The sequence below is a fragment of the Curtobacterium sp. L3-7 genome, from assembly GCF_048756585.1.
Lineage (GTDB): Bacteria > Actinomycetota > Actinomycetes > Actinomycetales > Microbacteriaceae > Curtobacterium.
Window position 1 is genome coordinate 3346835 of the sequence record NZ_CP151474.1, and the last position, 22825, is coordinate 3369659.

The window sequence follows — 22825 nt, forward strand, 5'->3', positions numbered from 1 at the left end:
GGGGTACCCGGTGGCGGTGACGCCGGAGAGAGCGCACCATTGCCGCATGAGACGACCCGAACTCGTCCGGCGCGCCCTGGCTGCCGGATGCACGATCATCGCCGTCCTCGCGGGCTCCCTGATCCCCGCGGCGACCGCCGGCGCAGCGACGACCCCGGCGACCCCGGTCAACGCACTGCGCGTCACGAAGAACGTCATGGTCGACCCCGCCGGCAAGGCGGTCAAGCTCCGCGGCGTGAACCGGTCAGGCACCGAGTACAACTGCCAGCAGGGCGGCGGGATCTTCTCCGGCCCGACCGACCAGGCGTCGATCGACCTGCTCCGCTCGTGGAACGTCAACACCGTGCGGATCCCGCTCAACGAGCACTGCTGGCTCGGCATCGACTGGGCACCGCAGTCGACCGGCGAGCCCTACCGCGCGGCGGTGCAGGACTACGTGGACCGGCTGGCGGCGAACGGGATCCGTTCGATCCTCGACCTGCACTTCACCGGCCCGGTCGCGATCTGGGGCGAGCAGGAGAAGGAGATGGCGAACACGACGTTCTCGTTGCCGTTCTGGACATCGGTCGCGAGCCGGTTCGCCTCGAGCCCCGCCGTCCTCTACGAGCCGTTCAACGAACCCCACGACATCTCCGAGGCGTGCTGGCTGAACGGCTGCACGATGCCGGAGGGCTGGCAGGCGGCCGGGTACCAGCAGCTCGTGAACACGATCCGGGCCACCGGCGCGAAGCAACCGATCATCATCAACGGTCTCGACTGGGGCCACGACATGTCGCCGATACTGCGCTCGCTGCCGAAGGACCCGGCGAAGGCCCTCGTCGCCGGGCAGCACCTCTACAACTTCAAGGGCTGCGTGACGGCGTCGTGCTGGTCGGCGAACTTCGCCCCGGTCGCCGCGCGGATGCCGATGGTCGCCGAGGAGATCGGCGTGAACGACTGCTCGACGACCATGCCGCTGGCGTTCATGCGCTGGATGGACGCGAACGGCGGTGACGGGTACGTGTTCTGGAACTTCGGCACCACCGGCTGCCCCGACGGCGGACAGTACGGCGGTTCGGCGCTCATCAGCGACTGGAACGGCACCCCGACCCCGTACGGTGACGCGATCCGGCGGTACTTCCTCAGCCGCCCGGTGTGATCAGTCGGCCGGGCGGATCGGCTCGGCGGCCGCGACGGTCGCCGCCGGGGTGGGCGCGAGTGCACCCCGGCGACGGATCGCACCGGTCACGACGAGCACGATGACGACGAGCGCGAGGACGATCCACCCGCCGAACCCGAGCGGACTGCGCGCCACGTCGGACACGTCGACACCCGAGGCGACGAGCACCGCCCCCACACCGGCTGCGCCGTTCACCCCCGCGTGTGCGAAGACGGCGGGCCAGACCGATCCCGTGCGGAGCCGGAGCCACCCGAGGATCATGCCGAGCAGCACGCACGCGACGACCATGAACACGACGCCGAGCCAGTCCGTGCGACCGAAGTTGTAGCCGAGCAGGATGATCGGCGCGTGCCAGACACCCCAGACGACACCGGACCCGACCAGCGCGACCCAGGTGCCGTACCGCTCGAGCGCCGGGACGAGGAAGCCCCGCCACCCGATCTCCTCACCCACCGTGGCGAGCGCGTTGAACACCGAGACGAAGGGCACCTGCGCCAGCTGCAGGGCGACGAGCAGCCCGATCGGCATCGGCAGCTCGCGGAGCCCCGCAGCGGCGAGGACGTCCCGGTAGCCGGAGAAGCCGGCGAGGTCGATCGGGAACCAGCCGGCGAGCACCGCCACGACGAGCGCCGCGACCGGGAAGAGCACGCCGCCGAGGTACGCGAACACGGTCACCCAGATCGTGCGGCGCACCGGGCGGAGCGGCCACACCCCGAGGAACCGCAGCACCGGCCGCGGCCGCCGTCGCCCGAGCAGCGCGAGGACGACGACCGCCGACAGCAGCGGCGTGAACATCATGCCGACGATGAACATCGTGGCGAACGACGTCCCGAGCCCGCGTCCGGACAGCCAGAGCGGGAGCGTCACCGCCCACGCTCCCCCGAGTGCGAGCACGACGAAGAGCGCGGTCGCCCACCCCGGGACGCTGCGGTCGACGGCGGACTCCCCCTGGTGGATCATGCCGGAATGCTACCGGCCACGACCGTCACGCCGCGGGCGGGCCGTCCTGGGCGGCCTGCGGATCCATCCACACGTACTCCCAGCGGTGGCCGTCCGGGTCGGTGAAGCTCCGCTGGTACATGAACCCGAGGTCCATCTCCGGCCGGTCCTCGGTGCCACCCGCTGCGACGGCCGCGTCGACGATGCGGTGCACGTCGTCCTTCGAGTCGGCGCTGAGGGAGTTGATCACCTCGATCGTCGAGGGGTCCGCGATCGTCTTGTCGGTGAACTCGGCGAACTTGGCCGTGGTCAGGACCATGAGGTAGATCGTGTCGCTGACGACGACGCACGCGGCGGTCTCGTCGCTGAACATCGGGTTGATGGAGTACCCGAGCGCCTCGTAGAAGGCCTTCGAGCGGTCGAGGTCGGCGACGGGCAGGTTGATGAAGACCATGGTCGGCATGGACCCAACCTGGCCCGACCACGCGCGCGCCGCAACCGTTTCGTGTCGCAACCATCTCCGCCGGACCCGACCCGAGCCTCCCGTCCGTTCCAGAGCGACAACGTCGCTGTCGTACGACGACCGCTCTGTCGCCCCTTGCGGACGCACACTGTTGCGCCCGTGCAGAAACGACGAAGTCGCTGTCGTACGACAGCGACTTCGTCGTTCCGAGTCGAGCCGGATCAGCGGCCGACCGATCGCTCAGCGGCCGACCGATCGATCAGGCGAGCTCGCGGCCCTCGCCTGCTGCCTTCTGGTGCGCCTCCGCCTCGGCCTGGCCGATGATGTCCTCCGCCGGGACGGGCGCGAGCCGGTCCCAGAGGAAGAAGAGGAGCCCGCCGGCGAGCATCGAGAGCCCGACCCAGAGGTTGATGTGGATGCCGCCGGTCTTCTCCGGGTCGGTGTCCCAGTGCACGATCCCGACGATCGTCGTGATGATGCCGTAGAGGACGAAGAGGCCGCCGAGGATGCGGCGCAGGTCGAGGCGGCGGGTGGAGCGGACGAGCGCGGCCTTCTGCTCGTCCGTCATCGAGGTGGTGGTGTCACTCATGAGCGGTGATCTCCTTCGGATCAGAGGAACGGCAGGTAGAGGACGACGCAGAGCACGAGGGCGATCGTGCCGAGGAGCGCCGGCGAGCGGTACCAGGCGGTGTCGGTCGCGACGGCGTCACCGTGCATGTCGATCTTGCCGACGCCGTAGACCAGGCCGCCGAGGTCCTTCTCGGCCTTGGGCTTGGTGAACATCGACACGACGAACCCGACGACGAGCACCGTGACGAACGAGATGATCGCGCCGTACAGCGTCTCGGCAGTCCCGGTGGCGAACAGCTTCGGGTTCACCAGGTACGCGATCCAGGTGACCGTCGGGGTGACGATGCCGAGGATGTAGCCCCACAGCGCGCCCTGGGTGGTCATCCGCTTCCAGAGCAGACCGAGGATGAACACGGCGAACAGCGGCGCGTTGAAGAACGAGAACAGCGTCTGCATGTAGGTCATGATGTTCCCCGCCTGGGCGGCGATGAACGCGGTGGCGATGCCGACGAGGACACCGACGACGGTGACCCAGCGACCGGTCTTCAGGTAGTGCACGTCCGGCATGTTCGGCTTGATGTAGCGCTGCCAGATGTCGTAGGTGAAGACCGTGTTGAACGACGACACGTTCGCCGCCATGCCGGCCATGAAGCTCGCGAGGAGCCCCGTCACCGCGACGCCGAGGACGCCGGTCGGCAGGTACATCTGGATGAGCTTCGGGATCGCGTCGTTGTACGTCAGCGTGCCGTCGGCGAACTGGTTGCCGACGACCGCCGCGGCGATGAGGCCGGGGATGACGACGATGAAGGGGATGAAGAGCTTCGGGATCGCGGCGATGAGCGGGGTGCGGCGGGCCGCGGACATGTTCTTCGCCGAGAACGCGCGCTGCACCTCGGTGAAGTTCGTCGTCCAGTAGCCGAAGCCGAGCACGAAGCCGAGACCCAGGACGATGGCGAGCCAGTTGGCGCCGATCGGGTTGGTCACGTCACCGAAGCCGGTGCCGGCCCACGCCTGCAGGTGCTGCACGCCCTGCGTCTCGATGATCGCGGACTTGAGGCCGCTCCAGCCGCCGACGCGGTGCAGGCCGACGATCGTCAGCGGGACGAGCCCGGCGATGATCACGAAGAACTGCATGACCTCGTTGTAGATCGCGCTCGAGAGCCCACCGAGCGTGATGTACGCCAGCACGAAGCCGGCCGACACGATGATGGCGAGCCACTCCGGCCAGCCGAGCATCGCCTCGATGACGATCGCCATCGCGTAGAGGTTGATGCCCGCGATCAGGACGTTCGACACCGCGAACGCGATCGAGTTCACCAGGTGCGGTGCCTTGCCGAAGCGACGGAGCATGAACTCCGGCACCGACCGGACCTTGGAGCCGTAGTAGAACGGCATCATCACGAGCCCGAGGAACACCATCGCCGGCACGGCACCGACGAGGTAGTAGTGCAGGGTCGCCATGCCGATCTGGGCACCGTTGGCGGCCATGCCGAGGATCTCGGTCGCGCCGAGGTTGGCGGACACGAACGCCAGACCGGTGATCCAGGCGGGCATCGAGCGGCCGGACAGGAAGAAGTCCATGCTCGTCCTGACCTGTTTCCGGGCTGTGAACCCGATCCCGATGACGACCGCGAAGTACACGATGATCATCAGGTAGTCGACCCAGCCCAGGTTGAGCTGGATCCCGTTGTTCGCTGCAGCGAGAACCATGTATTGACTCCACGTCGATGTGCTGTGATCCGCGTCTGCGCAGATCCATCGGGGGACACTACCCGGGTAGTACCGTTTTGTAACTTTTGCGCCGATCCGCGCGGTGGCCTATTGTGACCGTTCACATAGCCATGGCATGTGTCAGGCGAACCGGGGGACGACGGAATCCCCCTCGGTAGGCTTCGGACATGACCGAGCAGTCGCGCATCCTCGTCCTCAACGGCCCGAACCTCGACATCCTCGGCCGACGCGACCCGGAGCAGTACGGCGCCGTGACACTCGCCGAGATCGAGGCGATCGTGCACACCGAGGCAGCGGTCCACGATCTCGAGGCGGACTTCCGTCAGACGAACCGCGAGGGCGAGCTCGTCGAGTGGCTGCACGAGGCGCTCGACGACTTCGTCGGCGTCGTCATCAACCCCGCGGCGTACGCGCACACCTCGGTCGCGCTGCACGACGCCGTCGAGGCGCTCTCGGTCCCGGTCGTCGAGGTGCACATCTCGAACACCTGGAAGCGGGAGTCGTTCCGGCACGTCGACCACGTCGCCACGGCGGCCACAGCGGTGATCGCCGGCGCGGGCGCCGACGGCTACCGCCTGGCGGTCGCGCACGTCGCGTCCCTGCTGGACTGACCCTCGGTCGGCCCCTGCGCGGGTGCGCGGGTGCGCGGGTGCGAGGCTAGAAGTCGGCGGGGCGGGGGACGTCCGTCGTGGCTGCCGTGACGAAGCCGCCGCGGATGATCGGCAGCGCCCGGCGGACGGCCTGGTCGATGCGGAGCTCGAGGTCGATGTTCGAGATGTCGTAACCGCCCTCGCGCTTGGTGAAGTCCCGCTCGTTGCCGAACACCCCGATCGGGAGCGTCGTGGACTGGAAGAAGCCGAACAGCGGACGCATCTGGTGCTCGACGAGCAGTGCGTGCCGGTCGCTCCCGCCCGTCGCGGTGAGGAGGACCGGGGTGTCGACGAGGTCGTACTGCCCGATCCAGTCGAAGAAGAGCTTGAAGGCGCCGGAGTACGCGGCGCGGAACGCCGGACTGCCGACGACGAGCACGTCGGCCGCTTCCACGGCTTCGAGTGCGGCGACCGTGGTCGGGGACATCGCCGAACGGTCGGACGCTGCCCCGAGGTCGGCGAGCAGCGGCCCGATCTCCACGGTCAGGGTGCGCGCGTCCTCGATCTCCTCACCGAGTCGCGCGACCGTGGCGGCGACCAGGGTCGATGTGCGCGACGGGTCAGATGGGCTGCCGCTGACGCCGACGACGAGTTCTCCGCTCATGCGTTCGATGCTCACACGCACCCGGAGAGCCCGCACGGTTGTGACGACATGTGTCGCCCCAGGCAGCCCGCGTACCGTTCGCCGCATGCAGACGTTCCTGCCGTTCGCGGACTTCCACGCATCGGCCGAGTCCCTCGACGACCGGCGGCTCGGGAAGCAGCGCGTCGAGACGCTGCAGGTGATGCGGGCCCTGACCCTGCCGGACTACGGGTGGCAGCACCACCCCGTCGTGGCGATGTGGCGCGGGTACCGGCCGGCGCTGATGGCGTACCAGGACGCCGTCTGCGCCGTCTGGCTCGACCGCGGGCACGTCGACACGTGTCTCGCGAAGACCCTGGCCGACCTCGGCCGCTCCCCCGACGACCTCGACGCGTACGAACGCGGCGACTACCGGGTGCCGCCGTGGAACGACGACGAGGCCGTGCACCGATCGCACCGGTCGAAGCTCGTGCAGAAGGACCGGGAACACTACCTGCCGCTCTTCCCCGACGTCCCCGACGACCTCGACTACGTCTGGCCGGTCCCGTCCGCGGGGGCGACGCGAGCGGGGAGCGCTGCGGGAAGTCCTACGCGATCGGGGTCCACGTCCCGCCGTCACGGCGCGTGACCCGGTCGGATCGGATCTCCACCGTGTCCCGCAGGCCGGCGACCGCGAGCCGGGCGACCGCGATCGCGACCTCGTCGTCAGCCGCCTCGTAGCGGACGACCGCGCACGGGACACCCCGGATCAGGCGGACGTCCTGCGCCTCGACGACGACCTGCTCGGCGACGAGGCGAGCAACAGCTGGGAGCACGGCGTCGGGGGCGACACCGGGCGCCAGGGCACCGACGGCGAGGGTCACACGGTACGAGGGCACAGGCCAACGCTAGCGATCATCCCCGCCAGGGACGCACCCGGTCCCGCCACGGACGGAGGGGATCCGGGGACGTCGTACAGGGATGACGTCCCGCGATCCGTGGCGGGGTTCCGGGTGCTGCGGGGCACGACGACAGGGGATGTCGTGGCCCGCTCCGGACGCTTCCTTCACAGGGCGCGTCCGGCTGATCGCGCCGATCGGATCCCGAGGGGGGGAACCGGATCCGGGCGGCGCGGGTCTTCAGCGGTGCTCGGTGTCCTCTCGGTACCGCTCCGACTCGGTCGGAGCGGGCATCGATCGACACGCCGCAGCGGGACGGATCATCGGGAGCACCGCGCTCCCGATGGTCGCGAGCGCCCCGACGACGGCGATGAGCCCGAGCGGGGCCGAGCCGAGATCGTGCCCTGCGGCCACGGCGAGCGCGAGGACGGTCGCGGGCGCCGGCAGGAGTTGCACCACCCGGAAGCGGTCCTCCCGGGGGACTCGAGTCGTCATCGCATTTGCCATGTGAACACTCTGGCGGAGTTCGCTTGTCCGCAAAAGGGGGGACAGGTCCCCAGTGATGGAGTAGAACGTCTAGTACACCCCAGGCGACGGCAAGCGAGGGCTCAGCCCAGCGCACGGACCGCGGCGACCGCGGCGGCGACCGAGCCGACCACGACGGGCACGTCCGCCTCGGACAACGACGCATCGAACGTCAGCCGCACGGCGCTCCGTGCCACCTCGTCGGACAGCCCGAGGGCCGTGAGCACGTGCGACGCCTCGGTGCTGCCGGCGGCGCAGGCACTCCCCGACGACGAGACCACGTCACGCTGTTCGAGCTCGAGGAGGACCGTCTCGCCGTTCACCCCGGGAAAGCAGAAGGACGCATGCCCGGGCAGCCGGTGCTCGCGCGACCCGGTGACGAACGCCCCGGGAACCCGCGCCACGACCCCGTCCAACACAGCGTCACGTACCGAGGAGGCCCGCGCCGCGTCCGACGCGGACGCACCCCCGACCGACAGCGCCGTCGCCACCGCCACCGCGCCGGCGACGTCCTCGGTCCCGGACCGACGCCCGCGCTCCTGTCCCCCGCCGTGCACGAGCGGCTCCATCGGCACCCCGGCACGGATCGCGAGGACACCGGTGCCCTTCGGGGCGCCGAGCTTGTGACCGGAGAACGAGAGCGCGTCGACCCCGAGGACGTCGAGCCCGATCGGCAGCCACGGCGCGGACTGCACCGCGTCGGTGTGGAAGCGCGCGCCGACACCGTGCGCGAGTGCGGCGACTGCCGGGATGTCCTGGACGGTGCCGATCTCGTTGTCCGCGTGGGCGATCGACACGAGGGTGGTGTCCGGTCGGAGCGCGGCGGCCAGCACGGCAGGGTCGACCCGACCGGACGCGTCGACCGGCAGCACTGTCACCGTGAAGTCGTGGAAGCGTTCGAGGTACTCGCAGCTCGCCAGGACCGCCTCGTGCTCGATCGCACTCGTCACGACGTGGCGCCCGCGCGGTGTCGCGAGCGCGATGCCCTTCACCGCGGTGTTCGCCCCCTCGGTGCCACCGGCCGTGAAGACGACCTCGGCCGGGCGGCATCCGAGCAGGTCGGCGACGGACGCCCGCGCCGCCGCGAGCCCGCGCGCCGCCTGGTCCCCGATGCCGTGGGTCGACGAGGGGTTCCCGAAGCCACCGGTCAGCCACGGCCACATCGCCTCGAGCACCTCGCGGCGGACGGGCGTCGTCGCGGCCCGGTCGAGGTAGAACACGTCAGCCCGCAGAACCAGAACCGGAACCGGCACCGGCACCGGAACCGGCATCCGAACCGGAACCGGAACCGCCACCGGCACCGCCGCCGGCCGCCGACCCGGTCACGGACACGTCGAGCCCGAGGTCGAGTGCGCGCGCAGAGTGCGTCAGGGCCCCGACCGAGATGACGTCGACCCCGGTGGCCGCGATCGCCGCGACGGTGTCGAGGGCCACCCCGCCGGACGCCTCGACGAGTGCGCGTCCGGCCACGAGATCGACACCCGTCACCAGGTCCTCGATCGAGAAGTTGTCGAGCATGATCGTGTCCACACCGGCGGCGACGACGGGTTCGATCTGGTCGATGCGGTCCACCTCGACCTCGAGGTGCACGGTGTGCCCGAGTCGCTCCCGGGCGTCCCGGATCGCCTGCCCGATGCCGATCCCGCTCGCGAGCAGCACGGCGAGGTGGTTGTCCTTCGCGAGCACCGCGTCGGACAGCGACGTCCGGTGGTTGTGCCCGCCGCCGCACCGGACCGCGTACCGCTCGAGCGCGCGGAGCCCCGGCGTGGTCTTCCTGGTGTCCACGATCCGAGCCCGGGTCCCGGCGACGGCCGCGACGTACCGCGCCGTCGACGTCGCGATGCCCGACATCCGCTGCACGAGGTTCAGCGCGACCCGCTCGGCCCGCAGCACCGCTCGCGCCGGCCCGGTCACGGTCGCGAGGACGTCCCCCGGCTCGAACGGGTCGCCGTCCGCGACGAGGACGGTCGCCGAGATGAGCGGGTCGACCGCGTGCATCACGGCGACGAACACACCGCCACCACTCAGCACGCCGGGTTCCCGCGCGCCGAGGGTCGCCGTCGCGATCGCGTCGACGGGGATGAGCGTCTCACTCGTGACGTCGCCCCACGGTGCGTCCTCCTCGAGCGCGGTCTCGATGACGCGACGGAGCGCGTGCGGCGGGATGGTTCCTGGATCGGTGGTCATGCGAGTGCTTCCTCGGGGACGGGATCGGAGACGGACGAGCGGACGGCGACCCAACCGGTCGATGCCGGAGCATCGGGGTCGGTGTCCGGGTGGTCGGTGCGGGCGTGCGCGCCGCGGGACTCGGTGCGGGCCTCGGCGGCACGGGCCACCAGACGGGCGAGGTCGAGCAGCGCTCGGTCCTCGTGCTCCCGCACCGTCCGCGGTGCGTCCACGGCGAGCGCCGCGAACTCGCGGCGCGCGGCCGCCAGCCCACCGGCGTCACGGAGCAGCCCGACGCGGTCGGTCATGACGGTCTGCACCGTCCGACGGACGTGCGCCTGCGGGTCCTGGCGATCCGGGCCTCCAGGACGGCACTGCCGGGAGGCCCGGATCGCCGCCGCCTCGTCGCCCACCGTGGTGACGGGGAACGTCGCATCGCCGCGCAGGCGGAGCAGGCCGGGTCGCGCCGCGTCGACCGCGTCCGCTGCGCGGACGGCGAAGACCAGTCCTTCGAGCAGCGAGTTCGACGCGAGTCGGTTCGCGCCGTGCACGCCGGTGCAGGCCGCCTCGCCGATCGCGAGGAGTCCGGGGAGGCTGGTGCGTCCCTCCGCGTCGGTCGCGATGCCGCCCATGAAGTAGTGCGCGGCGGGCGCGACGGGGACGCCTTCCCGGGTCCAGTCGAAGCCGGCTGCGCGGGTCGCACGGGTGAGGCCGGGGAACCGTGCGACGAGGAAGTCCGGGTCGAGGCCGGTCGCGTCGAGGAGCACCTGTCCGCCGTCGCGCATCGCGGCCGCGATCCCCCGTGCCACGACGTCGCGCGGGGCGAGTTCGGCGTCGTGGTGGACGTCCGGCATGAAGCGGTGTCCGCGTGCGTCGCGGAGGACGGCGCCCTCGCCCCGGACGGCCTCGGAGACGAGCCCGCCGCCGGCGACCGCGAGCCGGGTGGGGTGGAACTGCATGAACTCGAGGTCCGCGAGGACGGCACCAGCGCGCCAGGCGGCCGCTGCGCCATCGCCGGTCGCCACGAGCGGGTTCGTCGTCTCGCGGTACAGGTGTCCTGCTCCCCCGGAGGCGAGCACGACGGCATCGGCGTCGATGCGGCGCGGCTCGCCGAGCAGGTCGAGCACGTCGATCCCCACGACCGTGCCGTCCCGGACGACGAGGTCGGTGAGGCAGGTGCGCTCGAGGATCGTCACGTGCTGGCGGTGCAGTGCGCGGATGAGCGTCTGCTCGATCGCGGCGCCCGTCGCGTCCCCGGCGGCGTGCACGACCCGCCAGCGCCCGTGTGCGGCTTCCCGTCCGCGGGCGAGGTCGTCGCCGTACCGGTCGAGGCTCGCCGGGTCGTCGGTGCGGTCGAACGGGACGCCGAGCGCGAGCAGGTCGCGGACGCGTGCCGGCCCGTCCGAGCAGAGGACCTCGACGGCACGGGCGTCGGCGCTGCCCGCCGCCGCGACGTGCGTGTCCGCGGCGTGCAGCGCCACGGTGTCGTCGGCGCCGAGCGCGACGGCGATGCCGCCCTGCGCGTGGCTCGTGGCGGCGTCCGCGAGGGCGCCCTTCGTGACGAGGGTGACGTCGTGGCGGGCGCTCGCACGGATCGCGGCGGTGAGGCCGGCGATGCCGGAACCGACGATGACGACGTGCACGGCGTCGTCCTAGTCCCGCGGCTTCGCGGCGAGCATGCGTTCGAGGGCGACCTTGGCGTCGGCCTTGACCTCGTCCGGGACGACGATCTCGTTGAGGACCTCGCCGCGCACGAGCGCCTCGAGCACCCACGCCAGGTACCCGGGGTGGATCCGGTACATCGTCGAGCACGGGCAGACGACCGGGTCGAGGCAGAAGATCGTGTGCTGCGGGTACTCGGCCGCGAGCCGGTTCACCATGTTGATCTCGGTGCCGATCGCGAACGTGGTCGGTTCGGTCGCGGCCGCGACGGTCTTCCTGATGAGGTCCGTGCTGCCGGCGGCATCAGCGGCGTCGACGACGGCCATCGGGCACTCCGGGTGCACGATCACCTGGACGCCGGGGTGGTCGCGGCGCGCCTGGTCGATCTGGTCGACGGTGAAGCGGCGGTGCACGGAGCAGAAGCCGTGCCAGAGGACGACCTTCGCATCCCGCAGGTCCTCGGCGGTGTTGCCACCGAGGGGCTTCCTCGGGTTCCACATCGGCATCAGGTCGGTGCTGATGCCCATCGCCTTCGCGGTGTTGCGCCCGAGGTGCTGGTCGGGGAAGAACAGCACGCGCTGCCCGCGCTCGAACGCCCACTCGAGCACGGTCGCCGCGTTGGAGCTGGTGCAGACGATGCCGCCGTGGCGACCGCAGAACGCCTTGAGGTCGGCGGCGGAGTTCATGTAGGTCACGGGGATGACCGGCACGCGGCCGTCGGCGTCGGGTTCGGTGCCGTAGACGGACTCGAGCTCGGCCCACGCCGCCTCGACGCTGTCGATGTCGGCCATGTCGGCCATCGAGCAGCCCGCCGCGAGGTTCGGCAGGATGACGCGCTGGTCGTCACGGGCAAGGACGTCTGCGGTCTCCGCCATGAAGTGCACACCGCAGAAGACGATCGCCTCGGCATCGGGCTTCGTCAGGGCGGCGTTGGCGAGCTGGAACGAGTCGCCGAGGAAGTCCGCGTGCCGGACGACCTCGTCGCGCTGGTAGAAGTGGCCGAGCACCACGACCCGGTCCCCCAGCGTCGCCTTCGCCCGCTCGATGCGCTCGTGCAGTTCCTCCACCGGTGCGTGCTTGTACTCGTCCGGGATCACGCCCTGCCGCGGTGCGGAGGTCGGGATGACGTCGGACATCGACGAACCGGGGCCGTAGCCGGGCCTGGCGTCGAAGTCCCACGTCGGCATCGCGAGGTCCGGCGTGCAGGTGCTGCCGTCGGCCTTGCCGTTGGAGATGAGCTCGATGGTCGTTGCGATGGACACGGTGGTTCCTATCGGTTCTGCGGTCGTGTCTGGTTCTCGGTCGTGGTGCCCTGTCGCAGCGGGCCGTTGTCCGCGTATGCGAGGTCAGGGTTCGAGCGGTACAGCCGGGCCGGACGGTGCCGGTCCCCGCTCGTGGTCTCGTCGGTGGCGATCACGGCGTCGGACTGCGCGACCTGCCGCCGGAAGTTCGCGGGGTCGAGCGGACGCCCGAGCACGGCCTCGTACACGGCGCGGAGCTCGGCGAGGGTGAACCGGTCGCCGAGGAACGCCTGCGCGATGCGGGAGTACGACATCTTGTTCCGCAGCCGCCAGAGGGCGTACTCGGCGATGTGGTCGTGGTCGAACGCGAGCGGCGGGTGCTCGTCGGCGAGGAACCACCGCACGTTCCAGTCGTCCGGCACGACGCTCGCCTCGTCCGGGCGGACCAGCGCCCAGTACACGATCGACACGACGCGGGTCGGGGACCGGTCGACGTCGCCGAACGCGTAGAGCTGCTCGAGGTACCGCGGCTGGACGTTGGTCGTCTCGCGCAGGCGGGCGGCTGCGGAGTCCTCGAGCCCCTCGTCCGGGCGGACCCAGCCACCGGGGAGCGCCCACGATCCCTCGTACGGCTCGGCGGTGCGGCGGACGAGCGGCATCCACAGCGCCGGCGCCCCCGTGTCGGGGTGCGGGCGCAGCGCGACGATCACGGTCGAGACCGCGACGCGGATTGCTGCTTCGTCCAAGGTGCCTGCGTTCAGGTTTGATTGACCTTAAGTGTTCTGGTTCCCGCGACTCTATCACTGCCTCCACATGCCGTCGACACGTTGCCGAAACAATCGGTCACGGCCCCGAAAAACCCTGGTGATGCTGGGGAAACCCGACCCGCATACATTGGGCGACATGACAACGGTGACCAGGGTGCACGCCATCGTCTCGGGGACGGTCCAGGGGGTCGGGTTCCGCTACTGGACGGCACGCAAGGCGGACGGGCTCGAGCTGACGGGCTACGCACGGAACCTCTTCGACGGCACGGTCGAGGTCGAGGCGGAGGGGCCGTCGCCCGCCGTGGACGCCCTCGTGGAGATGTTGCACACCGGACCGCCGTCGGCGAGCGTGACCGAGGTCTCGACGCGCCCGGTCGTCCCGCACGGCGACGCGGCGTCGTTCGACATCCTGCACTGACCGTTCACCACGGGTGTCGGTGGATCGCGGAATAATCGAGTCCGTTCAGGTGCTGCACACCCAGTGCCCGGCGTGACGCCCGGTCACGCGTCCGCTCGTGCGGACTCCCCACAACCCACCGTTCGGAGCCGCCACATGACCGACCACGCCCTCGACACCGCACCACGGACCGGCAGCGTTCCGGCGCGCACGGCTGCCGACGACCGCCTGGTCATCGGGCTGCTGCTCGTGTCCGCGTTCGTCGTGATCCTCAACGAGACGATCATGGGTGTCGCGCTGCCGCGGCTCATGGACGACCTCGACATCAGTGCGGCGACCGGGCAGTGGCTGACGACCGGGTTCCTCCTGACGATGGCCGTCGTCATCCCGATCACCGGGTTCCTGCTGCAGCGTTTCAACACGCGGCCGGTCTTCATGTGGGCGATGAGCCTGTTCTCCGCCGGCACGCTCATCGCGCTCCTGGCTCCCGGGTTCGCCACCCTGCTCGTCGGGCGCATCGTCCAGGCGAGCGGCACGGCGATCATGATGCCGCTGCTCATGACGACCGTCCTGACGCTCGTCGATCCGGCACACCGCGGTCGGATCATGGGCAACATCTCGATCGTCATCTCGGTCGCCCCCGCCGTCGGACCGACCATCTCCGGGCTCATCCTCAACGCGTTCTCGTGGCGCTGGCTGTTCGGGTTCGTGCTGCCGATCGCGATCGCCGCGCTGGTCCTCGGCATGGTGAAGGTCCGGAACGTGGGGACCCCTCGGCCTGCCCCGCTCGACGTGCTCTCGGTCGTGCTCTCCGCCTTCGCGTTCGGCGGCGTCGTGTACGGCCTGTCGAGCATCGCGGAGATCGCCACCAGCGGACCGGTCGTCCCGATCGCGGCCCTCGTGGTCGGTGTCGTCGGGCTCGTGCTGTTCGTCCTCCGGCAGACCCGGCTCCAGCGCAGCGACCGCGCCCTGCTCGACCTCCGCACGTTCCAGAGCCGGGGCTTCACCGTCCCGATCGTCGGCATGGGGCTGAGCTTCCTGGTCATGCTCGGCACGCTGATCCTGCTGCCGATCTACCTCGAGCGCGTCCTCGGGCTCGAGGTCCTGAACGTCGGTCTCCTCCTGCTCCCCGGCGGCCTGCTCATGGGGCTGCTCTCCCCGATCGTCGGGCGCGTCTACGACCGGCGCGGGCCGCGGGTCCTCCTCGTCCCGGGCACGATCATCATCAGCGTCGTGATGTGGGGGTTGTCCACGGTCGGCACGGACACGAGCGTGTGGTTCGTCCTCGGCGCCCACGTCGTGCTGAGCATCGGACTCGCCCTGACCTTCACGCCCCTCTTCACCGCGGCACTCGGCGTGCTGCCGCCGAAGCTCTACTCGCACGGCAGCGCGGTCCTCGGCACGACGCAGCAGCTCGCGGGTGCCGCCGGCACGGCGCTGTTCGTGACGTTCCTGACGATCGGCGCGGCGACGGCGACGGCGGGCTCCGGGGCAGAGGGCGTGGCGCTCGCGACGGCCTCCGGCGTGAAGACGGCGTTCCTCGTCGGCGGCGTCATCTCGCTCTTCGGGATCCTCACCGCCTTCTTCGTGCGGAAGCCCGAACTGCCGGAGGGCGCCCCGACGCCCCCGCCGGCGCACTAGCCCGCCGCGGGAGCCCACGCGCCCGGCGCCGCTCACGGGGTCGCCGCAGCGCGATTCGATTCCGCACAACCGAAAGCCGTCCGCACCGCGCAACATCGCGGCGCGGACGGCTTTCGGTTGTGCAAACGGCACAGCGGGCACCACGGCCACCGCGGCGCACACCCGCGCGTGGCATCGTGGGCGCATGCGGTCGACGGCGAGCGAGCTCAACTGGTCCGGCACGGTCACGTACACATCGGAGCGCGTCGAACGCCCGAGCACGCTGGACGAAGCCGCCGCGATCGTCGCCAGGGAGCCCCGCGTCCACGGTCTCGGCACCCGGCACTCGTTCAACGACGTCGCGGACGCTCCCGGGGTGCTGCTCGACCTGACGGCGATCCCGACCGACCTGGTGATCGACCGCATGCCCGACGGCCGCGCGACCGCCACGCTCGGCGCGGGCACCCGGTACGGCGACGTCGCCCCCGCGATCGACGAGGCCGGCTTCGCGCTGCACAACATGGGGTCGCTCCCGCACATCTCGATCGGCGGCGCGATCGCCACCGGCACGCACGGCTCCGGCACCGCGCTCGGGTCGCTCTCGACGGCCGTCAGGAGCCTCGAACTGCTGGGTCCGGACGGCGAGACGCGCACCATCGGCAGCGACGACGTCGACGGAGCCGGTAGCGTCCTGCACCTCGGCCTCCTCGGCATCGTGACCCGGGTGACGCTCGACCTCGAGCCGACCTACGCCATGCGCCAGGACGCGTACGGCCCGTTCCCGTGGCGGACGTTCCTCGACCACGCCGCCGAGATCCACGCCGCCGGCACCTCGGTCTGCTCGTACACGCGCTTCGGCGACGAGACCAGCGAGGTCCTCGTGAAGACCCGCAGCGAGCACGTGCCCGACGAGCTCGTCGGCGCACCGCGGCTGCCAGGGACGCCGGGAGACGAGCACCGCACCGCCCGCGACGGGTCGATGGGCCCGTGGTGGGACCGACTCCCGCACTTCCCGATCGGTACCGTCCCGTCCCACGGGTCAGAGGTGCAGAGCGAGCACTTCGTCCCGATCCGGCACGCAGCAGCCGCCCTCGACGCCCTCCGCGGACTGGCCGACCGCATCCAGCCACACCTGCACGTCGCCGAGCTCCGCACGATGGCGGCCGACGACCTCTGGCTCTCCCCCACGCAGGGCGGAGACGTGTTCTGCATCGCGTTCACCTGGAAGAAGCACCCCGTCGAGGTCGCGGCACTCCTCCCGGACCTCGAGGCGCGGCTCGCCCCCTTCGACGCCCGCCCGCACTGGGGCAAGATGAGCTCGCTCGACGCGGACGCGGTGGCAGCGCTGTACCCGCGGCTGCCCGCGTTCCGTGACCTGGTCCGCAGGGCCGACCCGGATCGGACGTTCGCGTCCGCCTTCGGCGAGCGCGTCCTGGGGACCTGAGCCGAGCCTCCAGTCCGGCAGTCCCCGGCCACCGAACTGGGCCCACGCCGCCGGTTCCCGGCCGACGCGCCAGCGGCGGACGGGCCGTGCCGGTGGGGAGAGGCTCGGCACCGGCCCGCCACCCCCCTCACGCCAGTGGGGTGACCACCTTCGCGTCGCCGTCCCAGTGGCGGAGACCGCCGACGGCCAGCGTCTGCGGGAGTGGCCCGATCGCCGCGAGCGCGCGGAGCGCCGCGGGGAGGTCGACGTCGCGGATGCGCCGGGCGAGTGTGACGTGCGGCGCCCACCGTCCGGGTGCCGATGGGTCGAGCGACCCGGGCGAGACGTGGTGCACCGCCTGGTGGAACCGTGCGAGGGGCTCGTCGACGACCACGCCGAGGCCGAGCACGTGCCGGCCGGGTCCTGCGGGGAAGAGCAGGATCCCCGCGATGCGGAGCGCCGCCGGCAGGGACACGTCGAAACGCTCTGGGACGGGCAGGGACTCGCCCGCCGCCAGCGTGACGTGCGGGTCGTTCGTGCCGGAGCGCCCGAGGCTCGGCAGGTCGGCCTCGGTCAGCGCGTTCCACACCGCCCGGACCTCGCGATCCGAATCGTCGTCCAGGACCAGCTCGATGCTCCGCACGGGTCGAGTCTGCCCACGGACGCCTGCGCAACGGATGTAACACGGCGGAACGCAAGTCGCCGCCGCTCGGTCTGCGCGTCACACTCGTGGTCAGTCACGACCGTGTGACCCACGCAGCACGGCCCGCGAGGCCCCCGCCCCACGAGGAGCACCCATGACCGCCCCCGCACTGCCCCAGAAGCCGAAGCGCAAGCGCCCGATCGGCTGGATCGTCGCCGCGGCGATCGTCGTCGTCGCGATCATCGTCGCCATCGTCGCCGTCGCGGTCCGCTCCGGCGGTGACGGTGACGGTGCCGCATCGGGTGCCGCTCCGAAGACCGTGACGATCGGTGTCTCCGACAAGTCGCTGCCGTACTGGAACACGTACGTCAAGCTCGCGAAGGACAAGCTCAACGTCACCGTGAAGCTCCAGAACTTCTCGGACTACTCGCTGCCGAACCCTGCGCTCAAGGACAAGCAGATCGACATCAACCAGTTCCAGCACATCCAGTACCTGGCGAACTACAACGTCACCTCGGACGACGACCTGCAGCCGATCGGCGCGACCGCCGTGTACCCGCTCCCGCTGTACTCGACGAAGGTCTCGAAGGTCTCCCAGTTCGAGGACGGCGCGAAGATCGCGATCCCGAACGACGCCATCAACGAGGCGCGTGCACTGCTGGTGCTGCAGTCGGCCGGCCTGCTGGAGCTCAAGGACGGCGGCAGCGCCTTCTCCACGACCGCGGACATCACCTCGCACAAGGTCGACGTGCAGACGCTCGACGCCTCGCAGACCGCGAACGCGCTGCAGCAGGGGTCCGTCGAGGGCTCGATCGTCAACGTGAACTACGCCACCTCGGCCGGGCTCGACACCAAGGACGCGATCTTCCAGGACGACCCGAAGAGCGCCTCCGCCAAGCCGTACGTGAACGTCTTCGCGGTGCGTGACGCCGACAAGGACAACAAGACGTACCTCGACCTGGCGAAGCTGTTCCAGGACGACGCCGTGCAGAAGGTCTTCGCGAAGGACTACCCGGACGCCGTGTCGAGCGACGAGAGCGCTGCGTCCCTGCAGCAGGAACTCGTGTCGGTCGAGAAGGACGCGAAGGCGGCAACGAAGTAGTGGCTGCCCTCGTCGAACTCCGCGGCGTCTCGAAGCACTACCGCCGCGCCGACACCGGCGAGACCGTGGTCGCCGTCGAGGACGTGTCGCTCGACGTCGAACAGGGCGAGGTCCTCGGCGTCATCGGGTACTCCGGTGCCGGCAAGTCCACCCTCGTCCGCCTGGTCAACGCCCTCGAGCTGCCCTCCTCGGGCACCGTGACGGTCGCCGGCCAGGAGCTGACGGCGATCCCCGAGCGGGATCGCCGTCTGGCGCGTCGTCGCATCGGGATGATCTTCCAGCAGTTCAACCTGTTCCGGTCGCGCACCATCGCCGGCAACGTGGCGTACCCGCTCAAGGTCGCAGGTGTCGCGAAGGAGGAGCGCGACCGCCGTGTCGCCGAACTCCTCGACTTCGTCGGACTGCTCGACCGGGCGTACGCCTACCCCGAGCAGCTGTCCGGTGGACAGAAGCAACGCGTCGGCATCGCCCGTGCACTCGCCGGCAACCCCGACCTGCTGCTCGCCGACGAGGCCACGAGCGCCCTCGACCCCGAGACCACCTCGGAGGTCCTGGCACTCCTCCGTCGTGTGAACCGGGAACTCGGCGTCACGATCATCGTCATCACGCACGAGATGGACGCCGTCCGGCAGATCGCGGACCGGGTGGCCGTGATGGAACAGGGACGGGTGGTCGAGGTCGGCGACGTGTACGACGTCTTCTCCACGCCGACCAACCCGGCGACCAAGCGGTTCGTCCGGACGGCCCTGCACGACCGGCCGTCGGCCGAGACGCTGGCACGGCTGCGGGAACGCCATCCAGGTCGGCTCGTGACCGTGCAGATCACCGACGAGGTCGGCCTGCAGAACCGGATCGACCAGGTCTTCCGGTCCGCGGGGGTCACCGCAGAGCTCGTCTACGGCGGGGTCGGTGAGATCCGGGAGCGCCGGATCGGTTCCCTGACGTACGAGCTGTCCGGACCCGGCATCGACGACGTCGTCTCGGCGCTCCGCGCGGCCGGGGTCACCACCGACGAGGAGGACCGAGCGTGAACAACTCCTTCCAGAGCGTGATCGACACGTTCGACGTCTTCCTGTCCTCGGTGCGCGACACCATCGTGATGTCGCTCGTCTCGCTCGTGATCGCCGGGCTCATCGGTCTGGCGCTCGGCCTGGCGCTGTACGCCACCCGACCGGGCAGCCTGCTCGGCAGCCGGACGGCGTACACGGTCATCAACCTGGTCGTGAACATCGTCCGTCCGATCCCGTTCGTGATCTTCCTCGCGGCGATCGCACCACTGTCCCGCGTGGTCGTGCAGACGACGATCGGTGTCCCAGCCGTGACGTTCGCGATCTCACTGGCGGCGGCGTTCGCGGTCGCCCGCATCGTCGAGCAGAACCTGCTGTCCGTGGACCCGGGTGTCGTCGAGGCAGCGCGGGCATCGGGTGCGCACCCGATCTCGATCCTGCTGACGGTGCTCATCCCCGAGGGCCTCGGGCCGCTCATCCTCGGCTACACGTTCATCTTCATCGGCATCGTCGACATGACGGCGCAGGGTGCCCTGATCGGCGGCGGTGGCCTCGGCGAGTACGCGATCACGTACGGGTCGCAGCGGTACGACTGGTGGATCGTCTACGTGTCGGTGGCCGCGATCGTGGTGATCGTGCAGCTCGGGCAGTTCATCGGCAACCGCCTGGCGCGGGCGACGCTCCGCCGGTAGCGGTCGTCCGGCCGGTCACAACACCCCGCTCACGTCCGCCGACAGGTCGCAGAGCGTCGCTCGGAGTGTCCCCGAGCGACGGTTCGTGACCGCTCGGGGGTCCGCCGGCGGAGTGTCGTGACCAGTCGGCGGGCGCCGGCCGTCGGCGGGGCGCGACGCGCAGCGCGCCCCGCTCCGGTCAGGCGGCGGAATCGGCCTCGACGGGACGGGACGACGACGCTGCCGGGGCCTCGTAGTGCGCCCGCACCAGGATCGGGCGGTGGTCCGAGATGCCGGCGGGCAGCGTCTCCACGCCCGCGATGTGCAGCCCGACGCTCGTGGCGAAGTCGAAGTGCCCCGTGAACTTCCGGTACCGCAGGTACGTCGGCTGGTCGGAGAGCGAGAGCGCGAAGCCGTGCGACTCGATCTTGCGGCGGAGGTTCGTCTGGAACCAGGGGTAGTTGAAGTCGCCGACCATGATCGCGGGGGCCTCGCTCGACAGGTCGCGGACGAACTGGTGCGCTGCCTCGATCTGCTTGCGGCGCAGGGAGTTCGTCGCGGTCAGGGGCGAGGCGTGGAACGACGCGACGATCACGTCGGTCGACGCCTCGCGGTCGCGGAGGTGCATCGCGATGAGCCGTTCGTGCGCCGGAGCGAGCACGCGGTCGTGGAGCGACTTCTGCAGCGAGTGGATGCTGAAGTCCTGCACGTCGAACCGGTCGTCACGCTTGTAGATCGCGAGTCCGAGCCGGTTCGCCTTGGTCGACGCCGCGAGCGTGAGCCCGCCGACGGACGGCGCGAGGTCGTTGCTGTCGCACTCCTGCACGCAGATGACGTCGGCGTCCGACGCCTCGGCCAGTGCGGCGAGTTCGCCGTTCGCGGTGTGCTCCCGCAGGTTGTAGCTGACGACGCGGATGGTGGTGGGTCGGACGTCGGTGTCCGTCGGGATCGTCCCCTGCTGGTCTGGCACGGTCATGCTGCCTTCCTTCCGGAGTGGGGTCCCTGCGTCCCGCTCAGTCTGCCGCGGCAACGGTACTCGTCGACCTCAAGCAGTTTCTGAGACTGTAGCGCCTGCCGGGTTTCGTGCGCGTGACGGCGACACGAACGGTCGTGTCGCCACGACGGCTCATGCGCGGACCCGTCGTGCCGGTCGGACGGTCTCCCCCGCCGTCCGACTCATCACGAGCCCCTCGACGCAGGCCACCACGAGCAGGGCCGCGATCACCCAGAACGTCAGGACGTAGGCGCCGTCGCCGGCGAGCCCGGCGCCGGCCCGGATGACGACGGCCGCGACGGCGACACCGAACCCGGCCGCCGTCTGCTGCAGCGTCGAGGACAGCGTGTTCGCCGGGGTCATGTCGGCCTGCTCGACGTCGGCGAAGGCGATCGTGTTGTACGCGGTGAACCCGACCGAGCGTGCTGCACCGCTCACGACGAGCAGGACGGCGAGCAGCCAGAACGGGGTGTCCGGCGTCAGGAAGGTCATCGCGACGACCGTCAGCGCCGCGATGGCGGACGACACGACGATCACCGGCCGGTAGCCGAACCAGCGGAGGAACGGCGTGGTCGCCGGCTTGATGCCGAGGTTGCCGACGAAGACGAACAGCACGGCGCTGCCCGCCTCGACGGCCGTCCACCCCCAGGCGTCCTGGAAGAGCAGGGGCAGCACGAACGGCACCGCGGACACGGCCAGGCGGAACAGGCTGCCGCCCGCGTGCGACACACGGAAGGTCTCGAGCCGGAACGCGTCGAGCCCCATGATCGGGTGCTGCGCCCGCCGGAAGTGCCGGATCGCGAGCCAGCAGCAGGCGGCTCCGACCACGCCGGACACGATCGTGGCGACGACCGGCACGGTGTCGAGCGCGAGCAGTGACGCCATCACGACGACCCCGCCGAGCCCGACGCACGCCAGCAACGACCCCGGCCAGTCGAACGGCACGCGCTCCGGCGCACGTTCCTGCGGCACGAGGACGAGCGCGGCGATCAGTGCGATGACCCCGAGCGGGATGTTGACGAGGAAGATCCAGTGCCACGACAGGGTGTCGACGAGCACACCACCGACGAACGGCGCGATGATCGGCGCCGCGAGGGCCGGCCACGTCAGGATCGCGATCGCCGTGACGAGCTGCTCGCGCCCGGCGCTCCGCAGCACGACGAGCCGCCCGACGGGCACCATGAGCGCTCCGCCGATCCCCTGCACGATCCGCCAGATCGTCAGCTCGACCAATCCGGTCGACAGGGCGCAGAGTCCGGACGCGATCGTGAACACCGCGATGGCGCCCACGAACACCGTGCGCGAGCCGACCCGGTCGGTCAGCCAGCCGCTCACCGGGATGAACACGGCGAGGGTGACGAGGTACGCGGTGATCGCGATGCCGATCGCCGCCGAGTCCACGCCGAGGTCACGGCCCATCGCCGGCGCGGCGGTGGCCAGGATGGTGCCGTCGAGGAGCTCCATGAAGAACGTCCCCGCCACGAGCACGGCGACCGCGGTGCTCCCGGTGCGTCGGCGGGCAGGGGGTGCTGTCGATGTCGTCCTCGTCATGTCAGACCGAATGCTATGCCCGCCACCACCACATGACGTTCTGCAATGTGGAACGGTGGACGTGACGACGTTGTCCGGGCGAG

The 22825-nt window shown here is 70.6% G+C and carries 24 protein-coding genes; 9 read left to right on the top strand and 15 right to left on the bottom strand.

All coding sequences use genetic code 11. The features are described from left to right. Positions 1–46 precede the first annotated feature (46 nt). The gene (locus tag AAEP80_RS16060) at positions 47–1138 is read left to right on the top strand and encodes a glycoside hydrolase family 5 protein (protein WP_420365109.1); all 1092 of its coding nucleotides are present in this window, start codon (positions 47–49) and stop codon (positions 1136–1138) included. Here AAEP80_RS16060 and AAEP80_RS16065 read toward each other — a convergent pair whose 3' ends face one another. The 4 genes from AAEP80_RS16065 to AAEP80_RS16080 form a co-directional block, all read right to left on the bottom strand. Beyond that, positions 1139–2119, bottom strand: coding sequence for a CPBP family intramembrane glutamic endopeptidase (locus tag AAEP80_RS16065; protein WP_420365110.1), 981 nt, complete (start codon positions 2117–2119; stop codon positions 1139–1141). It abuts the gene before it with no gap. 25 nt (positions 2120–2144) lie between these two features. Continuing rightward, on the bottom strand, positions 2145–2561 hold the full coding sequence (locus AAEP80_RS16070; protein ID WP_420365111.1) for a VOC family protein: 417 nt from the start codon (positions 2559–2561) through the stop codon (positions 2145–2147). A 259-nt stretch (positions 2562–2820) separates the two neighbouring features. After that, positions 2821–3150 (bottom strand): hypothetical protein, encoded by a 330-nt coding sequence (locus AAEP80_RS16075; protein WP_281265201.1) that lies wholly within the window; start codon positions 3148–3150, stop codon positions 2821–2823. A 20-nt stretch (positions 3151–3170) separates the two neighbouring features. Further along, positions 3171–4841: a sodium:solute symporter family protein gene (locus tag AAEP80_RS16080; protein ID WP_281265202.1), complete on the bottom strand. Its 1671-nt coding sequence runs from the start codon at positions 4839–4841 to the stop codon at positions 3171–3173. A 188-nt stretch (positions 4842–5029) separates the two neighbouring features. On the opposite strand from AAEP80_RS16080, the gene aroQ reads away from it, so the two are divergent. Beyond that, the gene (aroQ, locus tag AAEP80_RS16085; protein ID WP_420365112.1) at positions 5030–5473 is read left to right on the top strand and encodes a type II 3-dehydroquinate dehydratase; all 444 of its coding nucleotides are present in this window, start codon (positions 5030–5032) and stop codon (positions 5471–5473) included. Positions 5474–5519: 46 nt separating this feature from the next. On the opposite strand, the gene AAEP80_RS16090 is transcribed toward aroQ, so the two are convergent. After that, complete coding sequence (locus AAEP80_RS16090; RefSeq protein ID WP_413601426.1) at positions 5520–6116, bottom strand: NAD(P)H-dependent oxidoreductase; 597 nt, start codon at positions 6114–6116, stop codon at positions 5520–5522. A gap of 85 nt (positions 6117–6201) precedes the next feature. Between AAEP80_RS16090 and AAEP80_RS16095 the strand changes: the two genes are divergently transcribed. Further along, on the top strand, positions 6202–6723 hold the full coding sequence (locus tag AAEP80_RS16095) for an MSMEG_6728 family protein (protein WP_420365113.1): 522 nt from the start codon (positions 6202–6204) through the stop codon (positions 6721–6723). Here the strand turns inward: AAEP80_RS16095 and AAEP80_RS16100 are convergent. The 7 genes from AAEP80_RS16100 to AAEP80_RS16130 all read right to left on the bottom strand — a co-directional run bounded on the left by AAEP80_RS16100 (position 6683) and on the right by AAEP80_RS16130 (position 13313). Further along, entirely contained in the window at positions 6683–6973 is a 291-nt protein-coding gene (locus AAEP80_RS16100) for a hypothetical protein (RefSeq protein WP_420365114.1), read from the bottom strand. The genes AAEP80_RS16095 and AAEP80_RS16100 overlap by 41 nt on opposite strands. Before the next feature lie 240 nt (positions 6974–7213). Then, positions 7214–7468: a hypothetical protein gene (locus AAEP80_RS16105; RefSeq protein ID WP_413601423.1), complete on the bottom strand. Its 255-nt coding sequence runs from the start codon at positions 7466–7468 to the stop codon at positions 7214–7216. A 113-nt stretch (positions 7469–7581) separates the two neighbouring features. Next, the gene (locus tag AAEP80_RS16110) at positions 7582–8718 is read right to left on the bottom strand and encodes a cysteine desulfurase family protein (protein WP_420365115.1); all 1137 of its coding nucleotides are present in this window, start codon (positions 8716–8718) and stop codon (positions 7582–7584) included. 1 nt (position 8719) lies between these two features. Continuing rightward, the gene (nadC, locus tag AAEP80_RS16115) at positions 8720–9685 is read right to left on the bottom strand and encodes a carboxylating nicotinate-nucleotide diphosphorylase (protein WP_420365116.1); all 966 of its coding nucleotides are present in this window, start codon (positions 9683–9685) and stop codon (positions 8720–8722) included. Then, on the bottom strand, positions 9682–11307 hold the full coding sequence (nadB, locus tag AAEP80_RS16120) for an L-aspartate oxidase (RefSeq protein ID WP_420365117.1): 1626 nt from the start codon (positions 11305–11307) through the stop codon (positions 9682–9684). Before nadB ends, nadC begins: the two co-directional genes overlap by 4 nt. Before the next feature lie 9 nt (positions 11308–11316). Then, entirely contained in the window at positions 11317–12588 is a 1272-nt protein-coding gene (gene nadA / locus AAEP80_RS16125; protein WP_420365118.1) for a quinolinate synthase NadA, read from the bottom strand. Positions 12589–12596: 8 nt separating this feature from the next. After that, complete coding sequence (locus AAEP80_RS16130; protein WP_402729504.1) at positions 12597–13313, bottom strand: NUDIX hydrolase; 717 nt, start codon at positions 13311–13313, stop codon at positions 12597–12599. 157 nt (positions 13314–13470) lie between these two features. Between AAEP80_RS16130 and AAEP80_RS16135 the strand changes: the two genes are divergently transcribed. The 3 genes from AAEP80_RS16135 (at position 13471) to AAEP80_RS16145 (ending at position 16795) form a co-directional block, all read left to right on the top strand. Continuing rightward, on the top strand, positions 13471–13752 hold the full coding sequence (locus AAEP80_RS16135; RefSeq protein ID WP_281265213.1) for an acylphosphatase: 282 nt from the start codon (positions 13471–13473) through the stop codon (positions 13750–13752). Between the two features lie 135 nt (positions 13753–13887). Next, positions 13888–15372, top strand: coding sequence for an MDR family MFS transporter (locus tag AAEP80_RS16140; RefSeq protein WP_420365119.1), 1485 nt, complete (start codon positions 13888–13890; stop codon positions 15370–15372). Positions 15373–15556: 184 nt separating this feature from the next. Then, on the top strand, positions 15557–16795 hold the full coding sequence (locus AAEP80_RS16145; RefSeq protein ID WP_420365120.1) for a D-arabinono-1,4-lactone oxidase: 1239 nt from the start codon (positions 15557–15559) through the stop codon (positions 16793–16795). Between the two features lie 127 nt (positions 16796–16922). Here AAEP80_RS16145 and AAEP80_RS16150 read toward each other — a convergent pair whose 3' ends face one another. Then, positions 16923–17417 carry a 2'-5' RNA ligase family protein gene (locus AAEP80_RS16150; RefSeq protein WP_420365121.1) on the bottom strand — a complete coding sequence of 165 codons (495 nt, stop codon included), beginning with the start codon at positions 17415–17417 and terminating at the stop codon, positions 16923–16925. A gap of 154 nt (positions 17418–17571) precedes the next feature. On the opposite strand from AAEP80_RS16150, the gene AAEP80_RS16155 reads away from it, so the two are divergent. Genes AAEP80_RS16155 through AAEP80_RS16165 form a run of 3 tightly spaced genes read left to right on the top strand, consistent with a single transcriptional unit; the run spans position 17572 to position 20218 of the window. After that, entirely contained in the window at positions 17572–18519 is a 948-nt protein-coding gene (locus AAEP80_RS16155) for a MetQ/NlpA family ABC transporter substrate-binding protein (RefSeq protein WP_420365122.1), read from the top strand. Further along, the gene (locus AAEP80_RS16160) at positions 18519–19550 is read left to right on the top strand and encodes a methionine ABC transporter ATP-binding protein (protein WP_281265218.1); all 1032 of its coding nucleotides are present in this window, start codon (positions 18519–18521) and stop codon (positions 19548–19550) included. Before AAEP80_RS16155 ends, AAEP80_RS16160 begins: the two co-directional genes overlap by 1 nt. After that, a complete protein-coding gene (locus AAEP80_RS16165) occupies positions 19547–20218 on the top strand; it encodes a methionine ABC transporter permease (protein ID WP_413601415.1) in 672 nt (223 codons plus the stop codon). Before AAEP80_RS16160 ends, AAEP80_RS16165 begins: the two co-directional genes overlap by 4 nt. 178 nt (positions 20219–20396) lie before the next feature. Here AAEP80_RS16165 and AAEP80_RS16170 read toward each other — a convergent pair whose 3' ends face one another. Together AAEP80_RS16170 and AAEP80_RS16175 are read right to left on the bottom strand one after the other, a co-directional pair. Further along, positions 20397–21173, bottom strand: a complete 777-nt coding sequence (locus AAEP80_RS16170; RefSeq protein ID WP_281265220.1) for an endonuclease/exonuclease/phosphatase family protein — start codon at positions 21171–21173, stop codon at positions 20397–20399. Between the two features lie 150 nt (positions 21174–21323). Next, a complete protein-coding gene (locus AAEP80_RS16175) occupies positions 21324–22742 on the bottom strand; it encodes an MFS transporter (RefSeq protein ID WP_420365123.1) in 1419 nt (472 codons plus the stop codon). Positions 22743–22825: the final 83 nt, after the last annotated feature.